Origin of the sequence: Pseudomonas matsuisoli, assembly GCF_014647635.1 — a bacterium.
Taxonomy (GTDB): domain Bacteria; phylum Pseudomonadota; class Gammaproteobacteria; order Pseudomonadales; family Pseudomonadaceae; genus Pseudomonas_P; species Pseudomonas_P matsuisoli.
Genome location: NZ_BMPO01000002.1, coordinates 527,019 through 545,260, shown reverse-complemented (window position 1 = coordinate 545,260; position 18,242 = coordinate 527,019). Strand labels below are relative to the sequence as shown.

Annotated in this window: 15 protein-coding genes and 2 riboswitches; of the genes, 12 read left to right on the top strand and 3 right to left on the bottom strand. The window is 59.8% G+C overall.

Features of this window, described 5'->3' with window-relative positions; genetic code table 11:
* The first annotated feature begins 2 nt into the window (after nt 1-2).
* From cobN to IEY47_RS05785, 8 genes are all read left to right on the top strand, one after another.
* Nucleotides 3-3,881, top strand: a complete 3,879-nt coding sequence (gene cobN, locus IEY47_RS05820) for a cobaltochelatase subunit CobN (RefSeq protein WP_373293523.1) — start codon at nt 3-5, stop codon at nt 3,879-3,881.
* A complete protein-coding gene (locus tag IEY47_RS05815) occupies nt 3,878-4,354 on the top strand; it encodes a MotA/TolQ/ExbB proton channel family protein (protein ID WP_188982205.1) in 477 nt (158 codons plus the stop codon). The genes cobN and IEY47_RS05815 overlap by 4 nt, the downstream gene beginning before the upstream one ends.
* A complete protein-coding gene (locus IEY47_RS05810) occupies nt 4,354-4,659 on the top strand; it encodes a DUF2149 domain-containing protein (protein WP_188982204.1) in 306 nt (101 codons plus the stop codon). The genes IEY47_RS05815 and IEY47_RS05810 overlap by 1 nt, the downstream gene beginning before the upstream one ends.
* 74 nt (nt 4,660-4,733) lie before the next feature.
* The gene (locus IEY47_RS05805; RefSeq protein WP_229779240.1) at nt 4,734-5,126 is read left to right on the top strand and encodes a hypothetical protein; all 393 of its coding nucleotides are present in this window, start codon (nt 4,734-4,736) and stop codon (nt 5,124-5,126) included.
* A 43-nt stretch (nt 5,127-5,169) separates the two neighbouring features.
* Nucleotides 5,170-5,374: riboswitch (cobalamin riboswitch) on the top strand.
* Nucleotides 5,375-5,483: 109 nt separating this feature from the next.
* A complete protein-coding gene (locus IEY47_RS05800) occupies nt 5,484-7,622 on the top strand; it encodes a TonB-dependent receptor (protein WP_188982203.1) in 2,139 nt (712 codons plus the stop codon).
* 25 nt (nt 7,623-7,647) lie between these two features.
* Nucleotides 7,648-8,427 (top strand): ABC transporter ATP-binding protein, encoded by a 780-nt coding sequence (locus tag IEY47_RS05795; protein WP_188982202.1) that lies wholly within the window; start codon nt 7,648-7,650, stop codon nt 8,425-8,427.
* A gap of 2 nt (nt 8,428-8,429) precedes the next feature.
* Nucleotides 8,430-9,401 carry an ABC transporter substrate-binding protein gene (locus IEY47_RS05790; protein ID WP_188982201.1) on the top strand — a complete coding sequence of 324 codons (972 nt, stop codon included), beginning with the start codon at nt 8,430-8,432 and terminating at the stop codon, nt 9,399-9,401.
* On the top strand, nt 9,401-10,417 hold the full coding sequence (locus IEY47_RS05785; protein WP_188982200.1) for a FecCD family ABC transporter permease: 1,017 nt from the start codon (nt 9,401-9,403) through the stop codon (nt 10,415-10,417). The genes IEY47_RS05790 and IEY47_RS05785 overlap by 1 nt, the downstream gene beginning before the upstream one ends.
* On the opposite strand, the gene IEY47_RS05780 is transcribed toward IEY47_RS05785, so the two are convergent.
* Nucleotides 10,397-11,356 carry a LysR substrate-binding domain-containing protein gene (locus IEY47_RS05780; RefSeq protein ID WP_188982199.1) on the bottom strand — a complete coding sequence of 320 codons (960 nt, stop codon included), beginning with the start codon at nt 11,354-11,356 and terminating at the stop codon, nt 10,397-10,399. The two genes, IEY47_RS05785 and IEY47_RS05780, sit on opposite strands and share 21 nt — an antisense overlap.
* Before the next feature lie 105 nt (nt 11,357-11,461).
* Between IEY47_RS05780 and metC the strand changes: the two genes are divergently transcribed.
* The 4 genes from metC to IEY47_RS05760 all read left to right on the top strand — a co-directional run bounded on the left by metC (nt 11,462) and on the right by IEY47_RS05760 (nt 14,959).
* Nucleotides 11,462-12,616, top strand: coding sequence for a cystathionine beta-lyase (metC, locus tag IEY47_RS05775; protein ID WP_188982198.1), 1,155 nt, complete (start codon nt 11,462-11,464; stop codon nt 12,614-12,616).
* A gap of 109 nt (nt 12,617-12,725) precedes the next feature.
* On the top strand, nt 12,726-13,550 hold the full coding sequence (locus tag IEY47_RS05770; RefSeq protein ID WP_229779237.1) for a transporter substrate-binding domain-containing protein: 825 nt from the start codon (nt 12,726-12,728) through the stop codon (nt 13,548-13,550).
* Between the two features lie 3 nt (nt 13,551-13,553).
* Nucleotides 13,554-14,204, top strand: a complete 651-nt coding sequence (locus IEY47_RS05765) for an amino acid ABC transporter permease (RefSeq protein WP_188982196.1) — start codon at nt 13,554-13,556, stop codon at nt 14,202-14,204.
* Nucleotides 14,201-14,959, top strand: coding sequence for an amino acid ABC transporter ATP-binding protein (locus IEY47_RS05760; RefSeq protein ID WP_188982195.1), 759 nt, complete (start codon nt 14,201-14,203; stop codon nt 14,957-14,959). The genes IEY47_RS05765 and IEY47_RS05760 overlap by 4 nt, the downstream gene beginning before the upstream one ends.
* A gap of 48 nt (nt 14,960-15,007) precedes the next feature.
* On the opposite strand, the gene IEY47_RS05755 is transcribed toward IEY47_RS05760, so the two are convergent.
* A complete protein-coding gene (locus IEY47_RS05755) occupies nt 15,008-15,688 on the bottom strand; it encodes an energy-coupling factor ABC transporter permease (RefSeq protein WP_188982194.1) in 681 nt (226 codons plus the stop codon).
* A gap of 49 nt (nt 15,689-15,737) precedes the next feature.
* A riboswitch (cobalamin riboswitch) is annotated at nt 15,738-15,935 on the bottom strand.
* Nucleotides 15,936-16,086: 151 nt separating this feature from the next.
* On the bottom strand, nt 16,087-18,213 hold the full coding sequence (locus IEY47_RS05750) for a TonB-dependent copper receptor (protein WP_188982193.1): 2,127 nt from the start codon (nt 18,211-18,213) through the stop codon (nt 16,087-16,089).
* Nucleotides 18,214-18,242: the final 29 nt, after the last annotated feature.

The following is an 18,242-nucleotide window of genomic DNA, read 5'->3' as shown; positions in this document are numbered from 1 at the left end:
TGATCTGCAGGTGGCTGATGGCTTTTTCTGTACTGGTGTTTTCCGGTACAGCCAGCGCCAACGACATTCAAGTGCGCATCGTTGCGAGCGAGTTTGTGCTGAGCGGCAAGTTCGAAAAGCTACGCGCGTGGGCGCAAGACAGTGGTGCGGCGCTCGACACGCAGCAGGTGACGCCCTCTGCGACGATTCAGCTGTCTGAGGCTGACCTACTGATTCTCGACACGCCGCGTCCATCGGACGTCACCCGCGTGACCAACGCCCTGGGCGACTTACTCGAAACCATTACCAGCCCCTGGATACGGGTGGGCGGCGGCCCGCCAGCGTTTGGCAATCTTCCGGCTGGCGTCGCACGGCAGCTGATCGGTTATTACGCCAATGGTGGGGAGCGCAATGGGCGTCATCTGTTTGCCTATCTGCGGAATTGGCGTTCGGGCCTCGCGACATCCAGCATTCCGCAGCCCGAAACACTAGCGGAAAGCGGAATCTACCATCCGGATGCGCCGGGCAACTTCACGGATCCTGAGGCCTACCTGCGCTGGGGCAGCGGACGCTGGCCTCAAGATGCCGCGCGGGTAGCATTCGCGATCCATCGAGGAAGCATCGTCGACGGGCAATTGCAGCTCGTTGACGATCTGATTCGCAAGACCGAGGCTCGCGGCATGCTACCGCTGGTGTTTTGGTTCGACGATGCGCTGAGCGATGCCCTCCAGCGCATGTTGAAACCCGCTGATGTCGACGTACTTGTCAATCTTCAGCATATGCAGAATGGCGCGGCGCGAAAGGTTGAGCTGGAAGCGCTCGATATTCCTGTCCTGCAGGCATTCACGTCGCGCGAGGGCAGCCGCGATGCATGGCGTGCGGGCAGTACAGGCATTGCGCAGCGTAGCGCGGTCTCGCTGATGGCCCTGCCTGAAAGCTGGGGCATGGTGGACCCTTTGGTCATCGCTGCGGTGGAAAATGGCGAACCGGCTCCGATAGAAGAACAGGTCGATGCGCTGCTGGGTAAAGCTGAGCGGCTAGCGCGTTTACGGCATAAGCCGGAAGCCGAAAAGCGTATCGCGGTGATGTTCTGGAATCATCCCGGCGGCGAGCGAAACATCGCGGCGTCGAACCTGAATATTCCACGCAGCCTGGCTCATTTATCGAGAGCACTGAAAGATGCCGGCTATGGCGCTGAGGCGCATGACGAGGCGTTCTTCATCGACGGCGGCCAACGGTTGCTTGCGGGTTTCTATCGTCCGGAAACGCTGGAGACGTTGCTGCATGACGATCTGGCTGAAGCCTTTCCATTGTCGCGCTACACCGCGTGGTTTGAACATCTGCCGCAAAGCGTTCGAGAACCCGTCCTCCTGCGCTGGGGCCAACCAGACGAAGAGGCTTCGCTACGTACCGTCCGTGACATCGTTAGTTTTGTCATCCCGCGGCTCTCGCTCGGCAATGTATTGGTGTTGCCACAAGCGCCACGGGGTGGACGGCCTGGCGAGAACTATCACGACACACACGTCCCACCTGATCACCGTTATCTCGCCACCTATTTTTATCTGCGTGAACGCTTCGGCGCGGACGCGCTCGTGCATTTCGGGACCCATGGCACGCAGGAATGGCTACCGGGGAAAGACCGGGGGCTCTGGGCCTATGACTATCCATTTCTCGCCGTGGGTGACGTACCGACGTTTTACCCCTATATCCAGGACAACATTGGCGAAGCGATGCAGGCGCGCCGTCGTGGCCGTGCAGTGACGGTGAGCCATCAAACACCGCCATTCGCACCCGCCGGTCTTTACGACGAACTGCGCGACCTGCACGCCCTCATTCATGAGCATGAACAGCTAGAAGAGGGCGCCGTGCGCCAGGCAACTGAAGCGCGTATCGAGGCGCTGTCCCTGCGAAGTGGCCTAATGGCGGACGTTGGCTGGACTGGATCCGAGGTCCGCAGTGACTTCGCAGGCTTCCTTGCTGCAGTGCATGATCATCTCCATCGACTCGCCGCTGCGAATGCGCCCCTGGGCCTGCATACCTTTGGTGAGCCCGCCGCGGAAGAGCTGCGAAGCGTCACCGTGTTACAGCAATTGGGGAAACCGTACCTGGCCGCATTGGGGATCGACGGCGACGAACCCTTGGCGTTGCACCTCGACGCGCTGAAAGCGAGCCCGGCCTATCGAACCTTGCGCGACTATCTGGGCAATGAGCGCCCGCTGGATGAGATCGACTCTGCCGAACTGCGCGAGCTGTTAGCCAAAGCGCGTACCTCTTACGCAAACCTCGAACACCCTGAGGAGCTTGAGTCATTACTGGCCGGGTTGGACGGTCGATTGGTCGCGCCGGGTCCGGGCGGTGATCCCGTGCGAAATCCGGATGTGCCGAGTGGTCGCAACCTCTATGCGTTCGAAGCGGACAAGCTGCCGACGCGGGCGGCATACGAGGCCGGTGGCGAAGCCCTGGATCAATTGGTGGAGCGCTACCGTTCCGAACACGATGGCGTCGCACCCACCAAGCTTGCGTTCAGCCTATGGTCGTCCGAGGCGATGCGCCACCTTGGCATTCTGGAAAGCGAGGTGCTTCACGCGCTTGGGTTGCGTCCGGTCTGGGACGCGGGTGGCCGGGTTAAAGCCCTGGAGATCATCCCGGCAAGCGAGATGAAACACCCGCGTATCGATGTGGTGGTGCAGGTAACGAGTGTCTACCGCGATCAGTTCGACGGGTTCATGCGGCTGCTTGCCGAGGCCATCGATGAACTGGCCGTGCTCAATGAGCCAAACAATGCGATTGCCGCCAATAGCCGGGCGCAAGCCGAAGCGCTGCAAGCGCAAGGCGTGGCGAAGGATGAAGCGGAGCGGTTGTCCCGTTTGCGGCTGTTCAGTAACGCGCCGGGCGATTACGGCACGGGCGTGTCCCAGCTTGCAGGTGCTTCGACGGAATGGGACGACGATAGCGCATTGGCTGATCAATATCTGGATCGCTTGCAATACGCCTACGGTCGCCACGGGTGGGGCGAAACTCAAGCTGGGGTGAATCTCTTCGCCGAACAGCTGCGAGGTACGCAAGCCGCCGTGCTGGCGCGTTCATCTGAGCTGCACGGCGTGCTTTCCACGGATCATGCATTCGAATACCTCGGTGGATTGTCCTCCGCCATTCGCCGGTTGGATGGGGAAAGTCCGTCGCTCTATATCGCCGATTTACGCAAAGCCACGCCCAAGACCGAGGGCGCTGCAGGCTTCCTGTCGGCAGAGCTGCGCAGCCGTTACCTCAACCCGCAGTGGATCGGCGCGATGCAGAACGAGGGTTATGCCGGCACGCTGGAAATCTTGAACGTCACCAATAATCTGTGGGGCTGGCAAGCCATGGACCGACACATGGTGTGCGCGGATCAATGGCAAGCGTTGCATGACACCTTCATTGCGGATAGCCGCGCGCTCGGTATCAACGAATGGTTCGAAGCTCATAACCCGACGGCGCAGGCACAGCTGATAGAGCGCATGGCCGAGGCCGTACGAAAGGGGTATTGGGACGCGGACGAGCAAACACGGCAGTCGCTCGCCGCGCGTTATCAGACGCTGACCGAAGAGAAGGGCGCGGATGCAGGTAACGCGACCACGCAAGCGTTCATCGCGCAGATGAGTGCGGGGTTCGGAATGGCTGCAGGTGAAGGCGCAACGAACGACACAACGCCTGCCAACGACGCGTCCGAATCCAGTGTGGATACCGTCAGCGGTCAAGTGCTCCGGGAAGTCCCCGCGCCATCCGAAGTCCCACACCAACAATGGCCGATCGTACTGGCCGCTCTTGCGCTGCTGTGCGCGTTGCTCCTCGGCGCCGTGGCCCAGTGGCGGCGCAACGGCCGGGCTGTCATGTTCGAACCTTCAGGAAATCGCATTAAATGAACGTTTTGGAATCAACGCTCTATCAGCTATCCAGTGTGTTTCTCACGCCGGTATTAGCGCTCATCTTGATCGCGCTGCTGTATGCCGTCATCGCCCTGGGTGCGTTCTTGACGGAAGGATGGCAGCGGCGTAACGGGACTTATCGATCCGTTCTTCGTTCATGGCAAAACCAACATGGCGGTACGAGCGACGACCTCGAACTGGTGATTCTCCGCCGCCTTGAATGGCTGCGTATCACTTCGCGCAGTGCACCAATGCTCGGTCTCGTCGCCACGATGATTCCCATGGGGCCCGCACTGCTCGCGCTGACGCGTAACGATGCTGCCGGCATTGGCGAAAATCTCGTGGTCGCGTTCTCGGCAGTGATATTGGCGTTGCTTGCTGCGAGCATCACTTTTTTCATCCTGACGATTCGCCGTCGCTGGCTGTTGCAGGAGCTGCGCGACGTCGAGCGCGGTAGGGATGCCGCCTGATGCGCTTTCTTGATCATGACGAGGCAGATGATCCCATCCTTTCCGTCGTCAATCTCATCGATCTGTTCCTGGTAGTGATCGGCATCCTGATGATCGTGATCGTGCAAAACCCGCTGAATCCGTTCAATAGCGAGAACGTTATCGTCGTGGAGAATCCAGGCGAGGCGAATATGCGCATGCTGGTCAAGGACGGCAAAGAGCTGAAGGAGTATCAGGCCAGTGGTGAGATTGGAGAGGGCGAGGGTGCGAAAGCCGGCATTACCTATCGATTGAATGACGGACGCATGATCTATGTCCCTGAGTAGTGGTGCCAGGCTAGCGTCGCAAGGATTTCCGGCCGGCCAAGCCCGCGAAGGTCGATCCATCAGCAGAGGCGTGCATGAAAAGTATGTGGCTGGCTCGTTTAGTGGTGTTGACGTTGTGCGCAGGCGCGCTGCCCGCGCAAGCCGCCTTCGTCCTGCCCGGCAATGCGATGAAATGCACACGCAGCGCCATGTTGGTGAACTGCACCGATCGCTTTGGAAACCATTTCGGCATCGTGCAGCAGGGGAGCGACGCGCTCATGCGCGGGTTCGACGCCATCAGTGGGCAATCCTGGGGGCAGGCGAGTACGCGCTATGGCCGGCAGCAACTGCTCTCTGGCGTGACGAGTTCGGGCGCGGCCTGGTTCGGCTTCAGCCAGCGCATCGGCTGGAACGTCATCAGCCGGGTTTCGAGTTCGGAAGGCACCCGTGGTCGCGTGACCTGCAACCGCTTGATCGGCTGCAACTGATCGGCCGCGGGCGGCGCATTGACGAACGGTCGTATCGGTGTTCCTATGCGCGCCAGTTTCAGGTGTCCCATGCCGCCGCGCATGGGATTAAACGGGAAGCCGGTTCGCCACGAAGGTGGTCAGTCCGGCGCTGCCCCCGCAACGGTATACGAGAGACGCTTTCAGTACGCCACTGTGCTCCGGCATGGGAAGGCGAAGGTGTCGTGACCCTCGTGAGCCCGGAGACCGGCCCGAAACCCTGTTTGGCAAACCCGCGGTGGGCGGGCGCAGGCCGGTCTCCGCGGGCAAGTCGCGCCTGTGATTCCCTATGCGTTGTTCCCTCCGGGATTTCTTCATTCCTCATTCGAGTGGAACGATATGTCCCGTAATACCTTCTTGAATGCCCTGACGGGCAAGCCTCTTCGCGCGAGCCTGGCGCCTTGCGTGCTGTTCGCCATGCCTCTGCATGCAGCTGAGAGCGACGGAGCTCTGGCGCTTCCTTCTACGGCAATCACCAGTGCTGCCGAAAACGCGGGGCAACCTGACTTACGCACGCCAACGACGACCGGCTCGCGGCTGAACCTGACGCCACTGGAAACGCCAGCGAGCGTGACCAGCATCGGTTCCGACCAGATCCAAAAGCGCAACAATGCGACCGTTCAGGAGGCGGTGACTCGCTCGCCCGGTATCACCTTCATCGGTACGCCGGGCAACGGTGGCACCGCGCTGTCTGCGAGAGGGTTCACCGGCCATAGCTCGACCATGCAGCTCTACGACGGTAACCGTTTGTACGTCGGAGCCGGCACCGTGACGTTTCCGGTCGATACCTGGTCGGTGGACCGTATCGACATTCTTCGTGGCCCTGCGTCGGTTTTGTACGGCGAAGGGGCGACCGGCGCTGTGGTGAACGTCGTGCCCAAGAAGCCATTCGAAGGGGAGATTCGCAACCGTATTCGGCTTGGTTACGGGAGTGATGATCGTCGCCAGGCAGCGCTGGATAGTGGTGGTTCACTCACCGATACCCTGAGTTACCGGCTCAACCTCAATCGGCAAGCCAGTAACGGCTGGGTCGATCGAGGCGACGCCGAGAGCCTGGCGGTCAGCGCTGCGCTACGCTGGGAACCGACGGAGAACCTGAGCTTTACTCTCAGTCACGATTACGGCGACCAGGAACCGCAGCAGTACTTCGGTACACCGCTGGTGGACGGGCATTACCGTGAGCACCTGCGCGACAACAACTACAACGTTGCAGACGCAACGGTGCACTACAACGATCAATCCACGCGGCTCGTCAGCGACTGGACGATCAACGACAACCTGAGTGCCAGCAATCAGCTCTATTTTCTCAAGACCCAACGCCGCTGGCGCAACGCAGAAACCTATACCTGGCAGCCCGGCGATCTGGTCGAGCGGAGCGACTTCATCAGTATCAAGCACACGCAGGAGCAGATCGGCGATCGGCAAACGTTCACGCTCAAGCACTCGCTGTTCGGCCTGGACAGCCGCACGGTTGTCGGTGCGGACTACAACAGTATTCGCTTCACGCGAAAGCACGATTTCGGCAATACCTACAGCGATGTCGTTCCGCTAGGAGGCTCAGGCGGCGGCGAGTACGTGAGCAACGATCCGTACCGCTCACGCGAGGGCAATAAGGCCCGGCAGTTCTCCTTGTTCGCGGAAAACCGTACTGCGCTGACGGAGCAGCTCTCCCTCATTACCGGTGCGCGTCGGGATCAGGTGCACCTCGACCGCAACGACCTGCTCAATGACTCCCGTAGTGACCGTAGCCTGACTGGCAACAATTGGCGGGCGGGATTGGTCTTCGCGGTGACGGACAACCTATCGCTCTACGGTCAGTATGCGACCAGTACCGAAGGGGTCAGCAACTTGCTGACGCTGTCCGCTGCACAGCAGGTGTGGGATCTAAGCACGGCGAAGCAAACGGAGTTGGGGATCAAGCAGCAGTTCCTCGACGGCAACGGCGAGTGGACCCTAGCGGCTTATCACATCGTCAAAAAGAAGCTGCTCAGTACTGATCCGCTAAACCCGACGCTGCAACAGCAGATCGGTCAGCAGTCGTCGGATGGCATCGAAGCCACGCTCGAACTGCGCCTTCCGTATGAGGTCCAGCTCTCGGCAAATGCGTCTTGGGTTCGCGCCGAATACGACGAGTTCGAAGGTAACGGCAACGATTACAAAGGCAATCGACCCTTTGACGTTCCGCGCCGCTCCGCCAATCTCTGGTTGAGCAAGGACTTCGCCGAGCGATTCAGTGCAGGTGCGGGCGCCCGTTACGTGGATAGCCGCTATGCCGATAACGCCAACACCGTAAACGTGCCGAGCTATACGGTGGTCGATGCGAACTTCGACTGGCACCTACAGCCCGACCTAACCCTTGGCCTGCAACTCAATAATCTGTTCGACCGTCAGTACGCGACCACCACAAGCAACAATGGTCAGCAGTGGTACCTCGGCGAGCCGCGCTCGTTCTTCGTCACGGCCGACTACAGCTTCTAACGACCGGCGCGAAGGGAGGGCCTTAATGTCGACGCTATCCATCGAAGGCCTGTCCTGGGCTGTGGAAGTGCGCCGCGGAGCGCCACGTTGGCTGCTCCGCGGCATTGGCTTACAGGTCAATGAAGGCGAATTCGTGGGGCTCATTGGGCCCAATGGCAGCGGCAAGACTAGCTTGCTGCGCTGTGCATACCGGTCCACGACGCCAGCTCGCGGTCACTTGTGCCTCGATGGCGAAGACCTCTGGCAGCGCTCGGCGCGCTGGTCCGCGCAACGCATAGCAGTCGTGCTACAGGAGTTCCCCCAGGAGTTTGGATTGACGGTAAAGGATGTTGTCGCCATGGGCCGTGCCCCGCACAAGGGGCTGTTCGATGCCGACACCTCCGAAGATGCGCGACACGTCGCCCAAGCCCTCGAGCACGTCGGCCTGAGCACCTACGCAGGCCAGGCGTTCGCGACCTTGTCTGGCGGCGAAAAGCAGCGTGTGCTGTTAGCGCGTGCGTTGGTCCAGCAACCCGGTTTGCTCATCCTCGATGAGCCGACCAATCATCTGGACCCGCGCTACCAGCTCGAGCTTTTGCGACACCTGCGAGGGTTGGGCCTGAGTATCCTGGCGAGTTTTCATGACCTGAATTTGGCAGCGGCTTTCTGCGATCGCATCTACGTCATCGCGGAGGGCGAAATAGTCGCCAGGGGCACACCTGCCGAAGTGCTGACAGCCGAGCTGATTGAGCAAGTATTTGGTGTGAAGGCCCTGGTAGACCGCCATCCGCTGCATGCCTATCCACGCGTGACATGGATCACTTAGCCATGACGAAGTATTTCCTGGCAGGTCTCCTGCTGGCCTCGATCGTACTGCCCGCACAGGCGAGCGACTATCCGTTAACCGTACGCAGCTGCGACCGCGAAGTAACATTCGATCGGGCGCCACGTCATGTCGCGGTGCACGACACTAGCCTCGCCAGCATGCTCTTGAAGCTCGGACTACGCGATCGAATTGCAGGTTACAGCGGATTCGACGACAGCAAGCCTCGGGAAAGGTGGGTGCTCGACAGTCTGGCGGGTGTGCCGCAACTCGCCAAACGCTACCCGTCGCTGGAAACGCTGCTGGACGCGGACATCGACCTGTTTTTTGCCGGCTGGAACTACGGTATGCACGTCGGTGGCGCAGTGACGCCGGCTACACTGCAACCGTTCGGTATTCCAGTCTACGAACTCACTGAATCCTGCTCACATGTCCAGAAGCAGCGGCGGCCTGCGAGCCTGGACGACTTGTATCGTGACCTGCGTGCCTTGGGCGCTATCTTTTCCGTCAAGCCTACCGCCGACGCATTGGTGAGTGACATAAAGGGACGCGTTCAAAAAGTCCAAGCAACGGTGAAGCGGGCGAACGACCGGCCTCGGGTGTTCCTGTACGACAGCGGCGAGGACCGCCCCTTCACCTCCGGCCGGCTGGGCATGCCCCAGGCACTCATCGATATCGCTGGCGGGCACAACATCATGGACGACGTTGCCGCAAGCTGGACCCAAGTCAATTGGGAAAGCGTCGTGGAACGCGATCCTCAGATCATCGCCATCGTGGACTATGGACCGCTGACATGGCAGCAGAAGCGAGATTTTCTACTCCAACAGCCGGCACTACAGGATGTGCAGGCCATCCGTGATCAACGCTTCGTCGTGCTGACGTACATGGAGGCGACGCCTTCCGTTGCGAATGCATTAGCGACGGAAAAGCTCGCCAAAGCTTTCCACCCGACGCTGTTCGAAGGCGCACTTCGCTGATGCCCATTCGAGGTCGCTTAGGAATTCGCTTGCTGTTGGCCGGGTTGGTCTGCGTCCTGGTTCTTTCCTGCATCAGCGCGCTGGCATTCGGCCCCGCGGTAATCCCGCAATCCTACGTGTGGAGCATCGTTGGCAAACACCTGGGTTTCGCGATGCCGGAAGACTGGAGCCGCAGCCAGGAACACATCGTCTGGTTGATACGGGCACCACGCGTGGTTCTGGGTGCCCTGGTCGGTGCGGGACTGGCGATGGTGGGGGTAGCGCTGCAGGCGGTAACGCGTAATCCGCTGGCCGATCCCCATCTACTGGGCGTCAGTTCAGGCGCTGCGTTCGGTGCGGTGCTCGTCGTGCTGTACCTAGGGGAGTTCGCCGGTGTTTTCAGCCTTCCGCTCGCGGCTTTTCTGGGCGCCCTCGGCAGCATGTTGCTCGTACTGGCCGTCGCACGCCGCCGTGGCCAGCTCGAAAGTGATCGGCTCTTGCTTGCGGGCGTCGCCGTCTCCTTCGTGCTCATGGCGATGGTCAATCTGTTGCTTTTCACAGGGGATCATCACGCGGCGGCATCGGTCGTCTTTTGGATGTTGGGCGGCCTGGGTGGCGCACGTTGGGATGTTCTTTGGTTGCCCGGCATTTGCGTCGTTGCGGGCCTTTTTGCACTTTTAGCCATGGCGCGCGGCCTGAATGCGCTGATGAGTGGCGAGCAGACGGCAGTCAGTCTCGGTTTCAACGGCAAGGGTCTGCGCTTGCAGGCGTTCATCTGCACGTCGTTGCTGACTGGCGTATTGGTCTCGCTTTCAGGCGCTATCGGGTTCGTCGGGCTGATGGTGCCCCATGTCGCCCGGGCGCTGGTCGGCGCCGAACACCGGCGGCTGATACCCGTCGCAGCGTTACTTGGTGCCTTGTTCCTGGTGTGGGTCGACGTCGCCGCGCGGACGCTGATTGCACCAGAAGACTTGCCCATCGGCATTGCAACGGCGGCACTGGGCGGGCTGTTTTTTCTAGTGATGCTCAGGCGTTGAAAAGCGGGCGCCGGGCCCTGCGTCCACTGCCGATATCGCGCGCTGCAGTCGTCTGAGATCCTTTTCCAGCTGAATCCGCATCCTGCGTATCAATTGGCGCGCCGTGTCGCTTAACGGATTGTTCGGGCGAAACAGCAGAATGCTGGAAAATGGCACATCCAGCGCAAACGGCCTGATGGCCAATCCTCTGCCCAGGTAATCCACCGCTGCGATGGGATTGACGAAGCCAATGCCCATGCCATGCGTCGCCATTTCACAGATCGTATGGGCATAGGGGGTTTCGACGCGAATCTTGGGCTTCACGCAGCTTCCGAGTAATGCCGCCTCCAGGCGCCGCCTGCTGCTGTCCTCCGGATTGAGAGCGAGGAAATCCACGTTCTCCAGATCAAGTGGTTCGATCCGATCTTTATTTGCCAGGGCATGGGAGGGCGCCATCACCATGACGCCGGGCGTGTCCATAAACGCTGAGTGCTCCAACCCATGAACGGGCATCTCGTCCGCCATCAAGCCGAAATCACATTGCCCAGTGGACACCTGCTGATGGACTTCACGCGAACTCAGAATCCTCAACGAGACACGGATGTCCCGGCTCTCCAAGTCGTGTGCCGCCAACGCGCGTGGCATGAAGGCGTTTCCCAGCGCGGGATGTACCGCGATGCTCAAGCGTCCCGTACCGTACTGACTCAGGCTTTTCAAACGATGTTCGATCGCCTCGAAGCCGACGAAGAATTGATCGACTTCAATCATCAGCGCATGGGCTTCTTGAGTGGGGACCAAGCGGCCTCTGATGCGCTGGAACAACTGCAGACCTGCTCCGGTTTCAAGCTTCCGTATGGCCTGACTCACCGCAGGTTGCGAGACCCCGAGCATATGTGCCGCTTTACTGGTACTGCCGGTTGTCATGACAACGCGGAACACCTCGATCTCTCGGACGCCCATACCAAGCCTATAACCTTTGCTTATTGAGTTAATAATTCTAGCTGTAGCTCGCTGCGGCCGTCTGCTCAACAATCGCTTCACCTGAAACGCATAACGAGCCCGACCATGAGTTACACCGACGATGCCAATAACCCTTTCGCCAGCCTGGCCCCGACGGTATGGCGTGGGTCAACGATCGTTTTCGACAGCTTCGAAGACTTCGTAGGACGCAAATCACGCCAACCGGACGGCTACAGCTATGGCATCACAGGCACACCGACTGCGCGGTCACTCGAACGGCGTATCGCCGCGCTGGAGAATGGCAAGCACTGCGTAGTCATGCCATCAGGCGCGTCGGCGTTGATAACGACCGTCATGGCGTTCGTTCGGGCAGGCGATCACTTGTTGATTTCCGAGTCCTGCTACGGCTCGCTGAAAACGTTCGGTCGGCAGTGGCTGGCCAATTTTGGCGTGGACGTAGAGCTTTACGCGCCCACTATCGATGGGGGCATCGAAGCGCTGATCCGCCCGAATACCCGAATGATCTGCATGGAAGCTCCGGGTACCGTCACGATGGAAATGCAGGATGTCGGTGCCATCGTTGCGGGCGCCAAGAAGAACGGTGTTCTGACGATGATCGATAACACGTGGGCGAGCCCACTGTTCTTCAAACCGTTGGATCACGGGGTCGATTTCGTTATTCAGGCCGCTACGAAGTTCTTCGGTGGGCACTCTGACCTGCTCATGGGGTGTGTCAGCCTCAATGATGCAGAGCGCTACGCAGTGTTGCGTGAGACTCAAAGTATCTTCGGCCAAGCGACCAGCCCGGATGATTGCTTCCTCGTCATGAGAGGGCTCGAAACGTTTGAACTACGTCTTCGCGAGCAAGCGCGCAAAGCGCTTTCGATCGCACGTTGGCTTGAGCAGCAGCCGATGGTGAAGCGAGTTCTTTTCCCCGCGTTGGAGAGCGATCCCGGGCACGCACTGTGGAAACGGGACTTTACGGGTAACGGATGCCTGTTCTCCATCGTGCTCGAGGCGCCGTCTGACGAATCGAAATTCGGCGCCTTCTTCAACGCGCTGGAGCATTTTCCGATTGGTGCCAGTTGGGGCGGGACGCACAGCCTCATTGCCTACTATCCAGCCTCACAGCAGGCTTCACGCCAGTTTTCGCCCACCGACCAGCCGGTCGTTCGAATCTCGATCGGCCTGGAAGACGAGACGCTTTTGATCGACGACCTGCGGCGTGCGTTGGACGCCTACGAGCGCGCGATTCGATGAACCCTTAGCAGACAGGGCGACAGACTCTGCTGCATCTCTCCTGATATTGCTCGACTGCCCAATCCTGTGGCCGCACCCGTGGCCACGTATCGCTATGAGGATGAAGTCAATGAATAAGATCGGCATTCGGTTCGCGCTGGCACTGGCGGCTTGCGTGGCAACCACCGCTCAAGCCGTGGCGGAAGATTCACTGCAAGCGCTTCTGGACAAGGGCGAGGTTCGAATCGCGAACACCCAAACCAGCCCACCGTGGAGCTATTTGGGAGACGACAATCAGCCCGCTGGCTATGACGTTGAGATCGCCAAGGAAGTGGCCCGTCGGATCGGCGTCAAGAAGGTGGTGTTCGTTGCTGACAGCTTCAAGAACTTCGTAGAGGGGCTGAAAGCGGACAAATACGATTTGGTCATGAACGATCTGACGCCAACCACTGAGCGCCTGAAGCAGGTGGACTTCGCGTCACCTTATGGCGCGGAAGAGTTCTATCTCTTCGTTCGCGATGACAACACCGATATCAAGAGCATCGACGACATGGAAGGCCGCTCAGTGGGTGTGACGGCTGGCACCAGTAATGAGTCGTGGGCACGCAAGCACATGACTCAGTCCGAGGTCAGGACCTACGAGAACGGCGGGTTGGTGTTCAATGACTTGGCGATTGGTCGCGTCGATACCGTGTTGTCATCGTTCTTCGGTGGCGATAAGCACCGTAAGGTCAACGGGCTGCCTATCAAGCCGATCGGCAAGCCTTTGACTTATCAGCTGTCGGCACCTGCGCTTGCCAAAGGCAAGGACAGCCTGCGCGAGGCGGTCAGCAAGGCCGTCGACGAAATGGTGGCGGATGGAACCGTCGACGCTTACGCCAAGCGGTGGATTTTGCCTGACTACCACATGACCCAAGACATCCGTGCGGCCCTGGCCGAAGCGGCTGAGGACTGAGTGATGTGGGAGCTGTTCCTACGCGCATTGCCGCTGCTGGAAAAGGCCATCGTAATGACCCTGGGCCTCGGCCTGGGGGCATTCGTCCTTGGCAGCATGCTCGGCATGTTGATCGCGCTGCTTCGTAATTCCTCCGTGCGTGTGTTCAAGGTGATCGCCTTTTCGTACGTTTCGATCTTCCGGGGAACGCCACTGTTGGTGCAGATCCTGTTGATTTACTTCGGTCTGCCCCATTATGGGATCGTACTTTCACCGATTCCATCGGCATTGATCGCACTTACGCTGTTTTCCGCCGCGTACCTTAGCGAGATCTTCCGGTCAGGTATCAACTCGGTGGACCCCGGCCAATGGGAAGCGGCGGAATCGATGAGCATGGGGTACTGGACGTGCTTGCGCCGCATCATCATGCCGCAAGCGTTGCGCATTGCATTGCCACCCATGGGAAGTCGGTTGATCGCCCTGATCAAAGACACCTCGCTGGCGTCGACTATTACGGTCATGGAGCTCACACGAGTCGCTGAGCAGGTGGGGGCAACGACCTTCCGTTACATGGAGATGTTCTTGATGGTTGGCGCGATCTACTGGGTCATCAATCAGTTCCTGACCATCCTGCAGACCTGGCTTGAAGGCCGTTTGACGAGGCATACACGATGAGCGAAACAAAGGTACGGGTCGCCTCGTTGAGCAAATCCTTCGGAGCGCTCAAGGTTCTTAAAGACGTGAGTCTTGAAGTGAATGCCGGCGAAGTGGTGGTCATCCTTGGGCCGTCCGGCTCTGGGAAGACAACGCTACTGCGTTCGCTGAATCTGCTGGAAAAGCCGGATGCTGGCACGCTCGAAATCTGTGGCCACGAGGTTGTGATTCCCAAGAACGGGCGTTTCGACCGCGCCGCACGGGCTCAGATTGCCCGGCTTAGGCAGAAGACCGCGATGGTGTTTCAGTCCTTCAATCTTTTCCCGCACATGACAGCGCTTCAAAACGTCATCGAAGGTTTGGTTAGCGTAAAGAAGGTTTCGCGTGAAGCGGCGGTGGAGCGGGGTACTCGACTACTTGCACAGGTGGGGCTCGCCGATAAGGCCGATGCCTATCCGGCCAAACTCTCCGGCGGACAGAAACAGCGCGTCGCGATTGCCCGAGGCCTGGCGATGGAGCCCGAAGTCATTTTCTTCGACGAACCCACGTCGGCGCTCGATCCGGAGCTTCGAGACGAAGTGCTGACGGTCATGCGGGAGCTGGCGCGCTCCGGTATGACCATGCTGGTGGTGACGCATGAGCTGCGGTTCGCTCAAGAGGCGGCAGACCGCATCGTATTCATGGAGAACGGAAGCGTTGTGAAGAATTGCGGTACCGAGGAATTCTTCAGCGATACGAGTGGAGAGCGGATCCAGCAGTTTCTACGGCGGTTCTAGAAGGACGAAGGGGGCTGGATGACAACCCCCTTATTTCAATGGAGTACGTTAGGCCGGCTGGTGCAACCTGCGGTTGAACAGCGGGCCCTGGCTGAAACGTGCCATCGCTTTCGCGGCCGCGAGTACGCCCAGATCAATCAAAGGCTCGACCAGAATGACGCTCATGTAAGCCACGCCAAAGGAACCTATCGACACGAGGTTTTCGGTGGTGAAACCGTGTCCGTAAAGTGCCCAGAACGCGACCCAGGCCACGATGCCGCCCTGGTAAGCGGTCGAGAGTGCAAGCGCTTGGGTGTAGCGCGTATCTACGTAGGCGGTGCCTTCGGGAAGGATGCGTTTGGCCAGCAAGCTGATCGCCCAGAGCGGTACCAGCAGGGTAGTGACATTCATGCCGTATTGCGGCAGATCGAAGGGGGCGAAGAAAACCCCCTGTAGGAGCAACCCCATGGCCAAGCCGATGGCCGACGCTCCGGCGCCGAACAGCAATAGAAGGGTAGAGCCGAGGATCAGGTGGACTTCAGAAACGCCGACCGGATGGTGCGGCAATACCTCAAAAAAACAGAAGACCAGCACCGTGGTCATCAAGCTTCGCAAGGCAAGCGGCCCAATTCCACCGTTGTTGCGGATGCTGTCCCTGGCCATGTGTGCAGCCAGTCCGAATGCCCCTACGGCTGTTGCATAGCTGAGGACGAGCTTGGCGCCGTCGACGACGCCGGGTTCAATGTGCATGTTGACTCCTTCACGCGCCCACCGCGCGTTCGAATGTAAAGAGGACTGGCTTGATGCCGTTGCGATGGCAGGTCTCCTGGCTTGCGCGTCAATACGCCACACACCTTCCCAATACGGCGATCAGTGGTATTCGTGTGGCATCCAGCGCTTACAGTTGCGGGGGCAGCCGGGGCATCGGCTCACTAAGTGAACCTCACCCCGTTCCCTTTTCATCCGGCGGGCCGGAACCATCGCCACGTACGCTACGCCTATTTCGCTCGGGGGCATAGCATGTGCGCTATGCCCGCCCAATGACCTGGCTACGCGTCTGTCCAGCCTTATGGTCGTTTCCCCACGGGAAACGACCATAAGGATAAACGGCTGAAAAGTCCTCGCAGCCAAATAGCGCCAGTGCGCGTTTAGAACTTCACGTCCAACTTGGTCCAAAGGGTGCGCCCGGGCTCGTCGATCGCCCGGTCACCGGGGTAGCCAAAGCCGGCGTCACCCGCGAGGTTGAGGTGCTCGGTGTAGTTCCTGTCGAACAGGTTGTCGACACCTGCGCTCACTTTGAAATGCGCGTTGATGCGGTACGCGCCATTGAGGGAGAACACCCCAAAGCCGCTGCTCTTGCCGAAGTCCTGGCCCACCACATTGCCTTTGCCTTCGGCGACGCGGTTCTGCTGTGAGACGACACGCCACAGGGCGCCGGCACTCCAGTCCGAACGTTGATACGTCAGCCCCAGTCGCGCTTCCAACGGCGGCATCTGCGGCAGCGCCTCGCCGTCCGAGCTGTTCTTGCCCCAGGCATAGGCCAGCGTCGAGTCGGTTTTCCAATGGTCCGTCAAGCGATAGGCCGCGCCCAGCTCGCCACCCATGATGCGGGCATCGATGTTTTCCGCTTGGGAGCTGTCGCCCATCATGCCGGGCGAGTAGCTGAACAGGATGTAGTCCCGCACTTGGCCGACATAACCCGACGCCCAGGCGTCGAACCGATCGCCTTTGTATTGGATGCCGACGTCGAGCTGCGTCGTCTTCTCCGGCTTGACCGCATCGAACGCATTGACGCTGCCCGTTGGGCCACTACCTGGGGAATACAGCTCCCAATAGTCAGGGAAGCGTTGCACATGACCGATACCGGCATAGGCCGTCGCCGGAAGGGATTCGAGATCGTGTTCAACGCGCGCGAAGCCGCTGGGTAAGTTGTCCTGGCGCGTCTTTCCGCTAGTGGGGTTGGCCATCCCCATCATGCCGCTCGTGCTCCGAAAGTCTTTGGCTTGAGCATGGTCGATGCGTGCGCCCGCGACGACGCGATTGCGTTCAGCGGCATACCACGTTAGCTCACTGAAGGCGCCATAGTTGTGCATCACCGCATCTTTGTTCCAGGCGAAAGCGTCAGCGTCGGTGTAGGTCTGACTCATCATGTCGTACGCGGAACTGCGATCGCGGTGTTCGCTACGTTGTGCATCGACACCGGCGACGAGATCGACCTCGGACCATTTGAAGGTGGCGGCCAGCCGGCCACCGAGCGTACGACGATCGACCTGCGCGGCCATCGGCATGGGCATGGGCATCATGCTGGTGGGGTCAGGTGTGCGAAGACGGAAGTTGTCCATCACATGGTCGGCGTAGTTGTAGTAAACCTGACCTTCCAGGCTATCGAGTACCGAGCCGATGTTGCGTTTCTCAAAACGCAAACCCAGGCTTTCGCGCTTGAACTGTGAGCCGTCCATGCTGCGTCCACCGTAGCGAGATTCGCCATCGCCCTTGCCAGCGGTGAGCTCGACCAGCGTATCGGCATCCGGTGTCCAGCCGACGGCGACATCCCCGTTCCACTTTTCCCATTTCGACGGGACGGTATCGCCATCACCGTTGTCGTAGTCGTCCGCGCGGGATTGGTTGCCGGTCATGCGGATATAGCCCGTCGAATTGCCGACGGCGCCATCGATGACCTTGTCGACGCGTCCATGCGAGCCGGCGAGTACGCTGCCTTCAAGGCGCGTGCCAGGCTCATCGAATTGCTCGGGTTCGCGATCGAATCGTACGGTCCCCGCTGAGGCGCCAGGTCCCCAGATGACGGTCTGTGGGCCCTTGACCACTGTCAGCCGGTCGAATGTCTCGGGCGAAATGTACGAGCTGGGTGCATCCATCCGTGCCGGACAAGCACCAATCATTTGTCCGCCGTTGACCAAGACGTTCAGCCGCGAGCCGAACATCCCGCGCAGCACCGGATCACCGTTGGTTCCGCCGGCACGAATGGCGGAAAAGCCGGGAATGGTCTTAAGGTAATCCGTGGCATCGGAGGCCGGCACGGGCTGCCTGGCATCCCTGGGGTTGGTGACCAGCGTCAGTGGTGAGCTTTGCTGCACCGCCGTGATGACGGTGGGCGCTAGTGTGTCGTCTGGTGCGGTGCTCGTTCGTGCGAATGCGTTGCCACAGGCGCTGGCGAGTACGAACAGGGTGAAAGCCTGGCGCCAGCGTAAGCCCGGCGCATTCAAGGTAAGCGTGTGGTGTATGGAGTGCGTGTGTTTTTGGTGTGGCAGAGACATCGATTAGGTTCCTCGTCAAAAGAATAAAG

Bases quoted from the DNA above. Each gene is read 5' to 3' on its own strand.
- IEY47_RS05815 (WP_188982205.1), top strand. From the start codon at position 3,878: ATGAACGTTTTGGAATCAACGCTCTATCAGCTATCCAGTGTGTTTCTC.
- IEY47_RS05810 (WP_188982204.1), top strand. From the start codon at position 4,354: ATGCGCTTTCTTGATCATGACGAGGCAGATGATCCCATCCTTTCCGTC.
- IEY47_RS05805 (WP_229779240.1), top strand. From the start codon at position 4,734: ATGAAAAGTATGTGGCTGGCTCGTTTAGTGGTGTTGACGTTGTGCGCA.
- IEY47_RS05800 (WP_188982203.1), top strand. From the start codon at position 5,484: ATGTCCCGTAATACCTTCTTGAATGCCCTGACGGGCAAGCCTCTTCGC.
- IEY47_RS05795 (WP_188982202.1), top strand. From the start codon at position 7,648: ATGTCGACGCTATCCATCGAAGGCCTGTCCTGGGCTGTGGAAGTGCGC.
- IEY47_RS05790 (WP_188982201.1), top strand. From the start codon at position 8,430: ATGACGAAGTATTTCCTGGCAGGTCTCCTGCTGGCCTCGATCGTACTG.
- IEY47_RS05785 (WP_188982200.1), top strand. From the start codon at position 9,401: ATGCCCATTCGAGGTCGCTTAGGAATTCGCTTGCTGTTGGCCGGGTTG.
- IEY47_RS05780 (WP_188982199.1), bottom strand. From the start codon at position 11,356: ATGGGCGTCCGAGAGATCGAGGTGTTCCGCGTTGTCATGACAACCGGC.
- metC (WP_188982198.1), top strand. From the start codon at position 11,462: ATGAGTTACACCGACGATGCCAATAACCCTTTCGCCAGCCTGGCCCCG.
- IEY47_RS05770 (WP_229779237.1), top strand. From the start codon at position 12,726: ATGAATAAGATCGGCATTCGGTTCGCGCTGGCACTGGCGGCTTGCGTG.
- IEY47_RS05765 (WP_188982196.1), top strand. From the start codon at position 13,554: ATGTGGGAGCTGTTCCTACGCGCATTGCCGCTGCTGGAAAAGGCCATC.
- IEY47_RS05760 (WP_188982195.1), top strand. From the start codon at position 14,201: ATGAGCGAAACAAAGGTACGGGTCGCCTCGTTGAGCAAATCCTTCGGA.
- IEY47_RS05755 (WP_188982194.1), bottom strand. From the start codon at position 15,688: ATGCACATTGAACCCGGCGTCGTCGACGGCGCCAAGCTCGTCCTCAGC.
- IEY47_RS05750 (WP_188982193.1), bottom strand. From the start codon at position 18,213: ATGTCTCTGCCACACCAAAAACACACGCACTCCATACACCACACGCTT.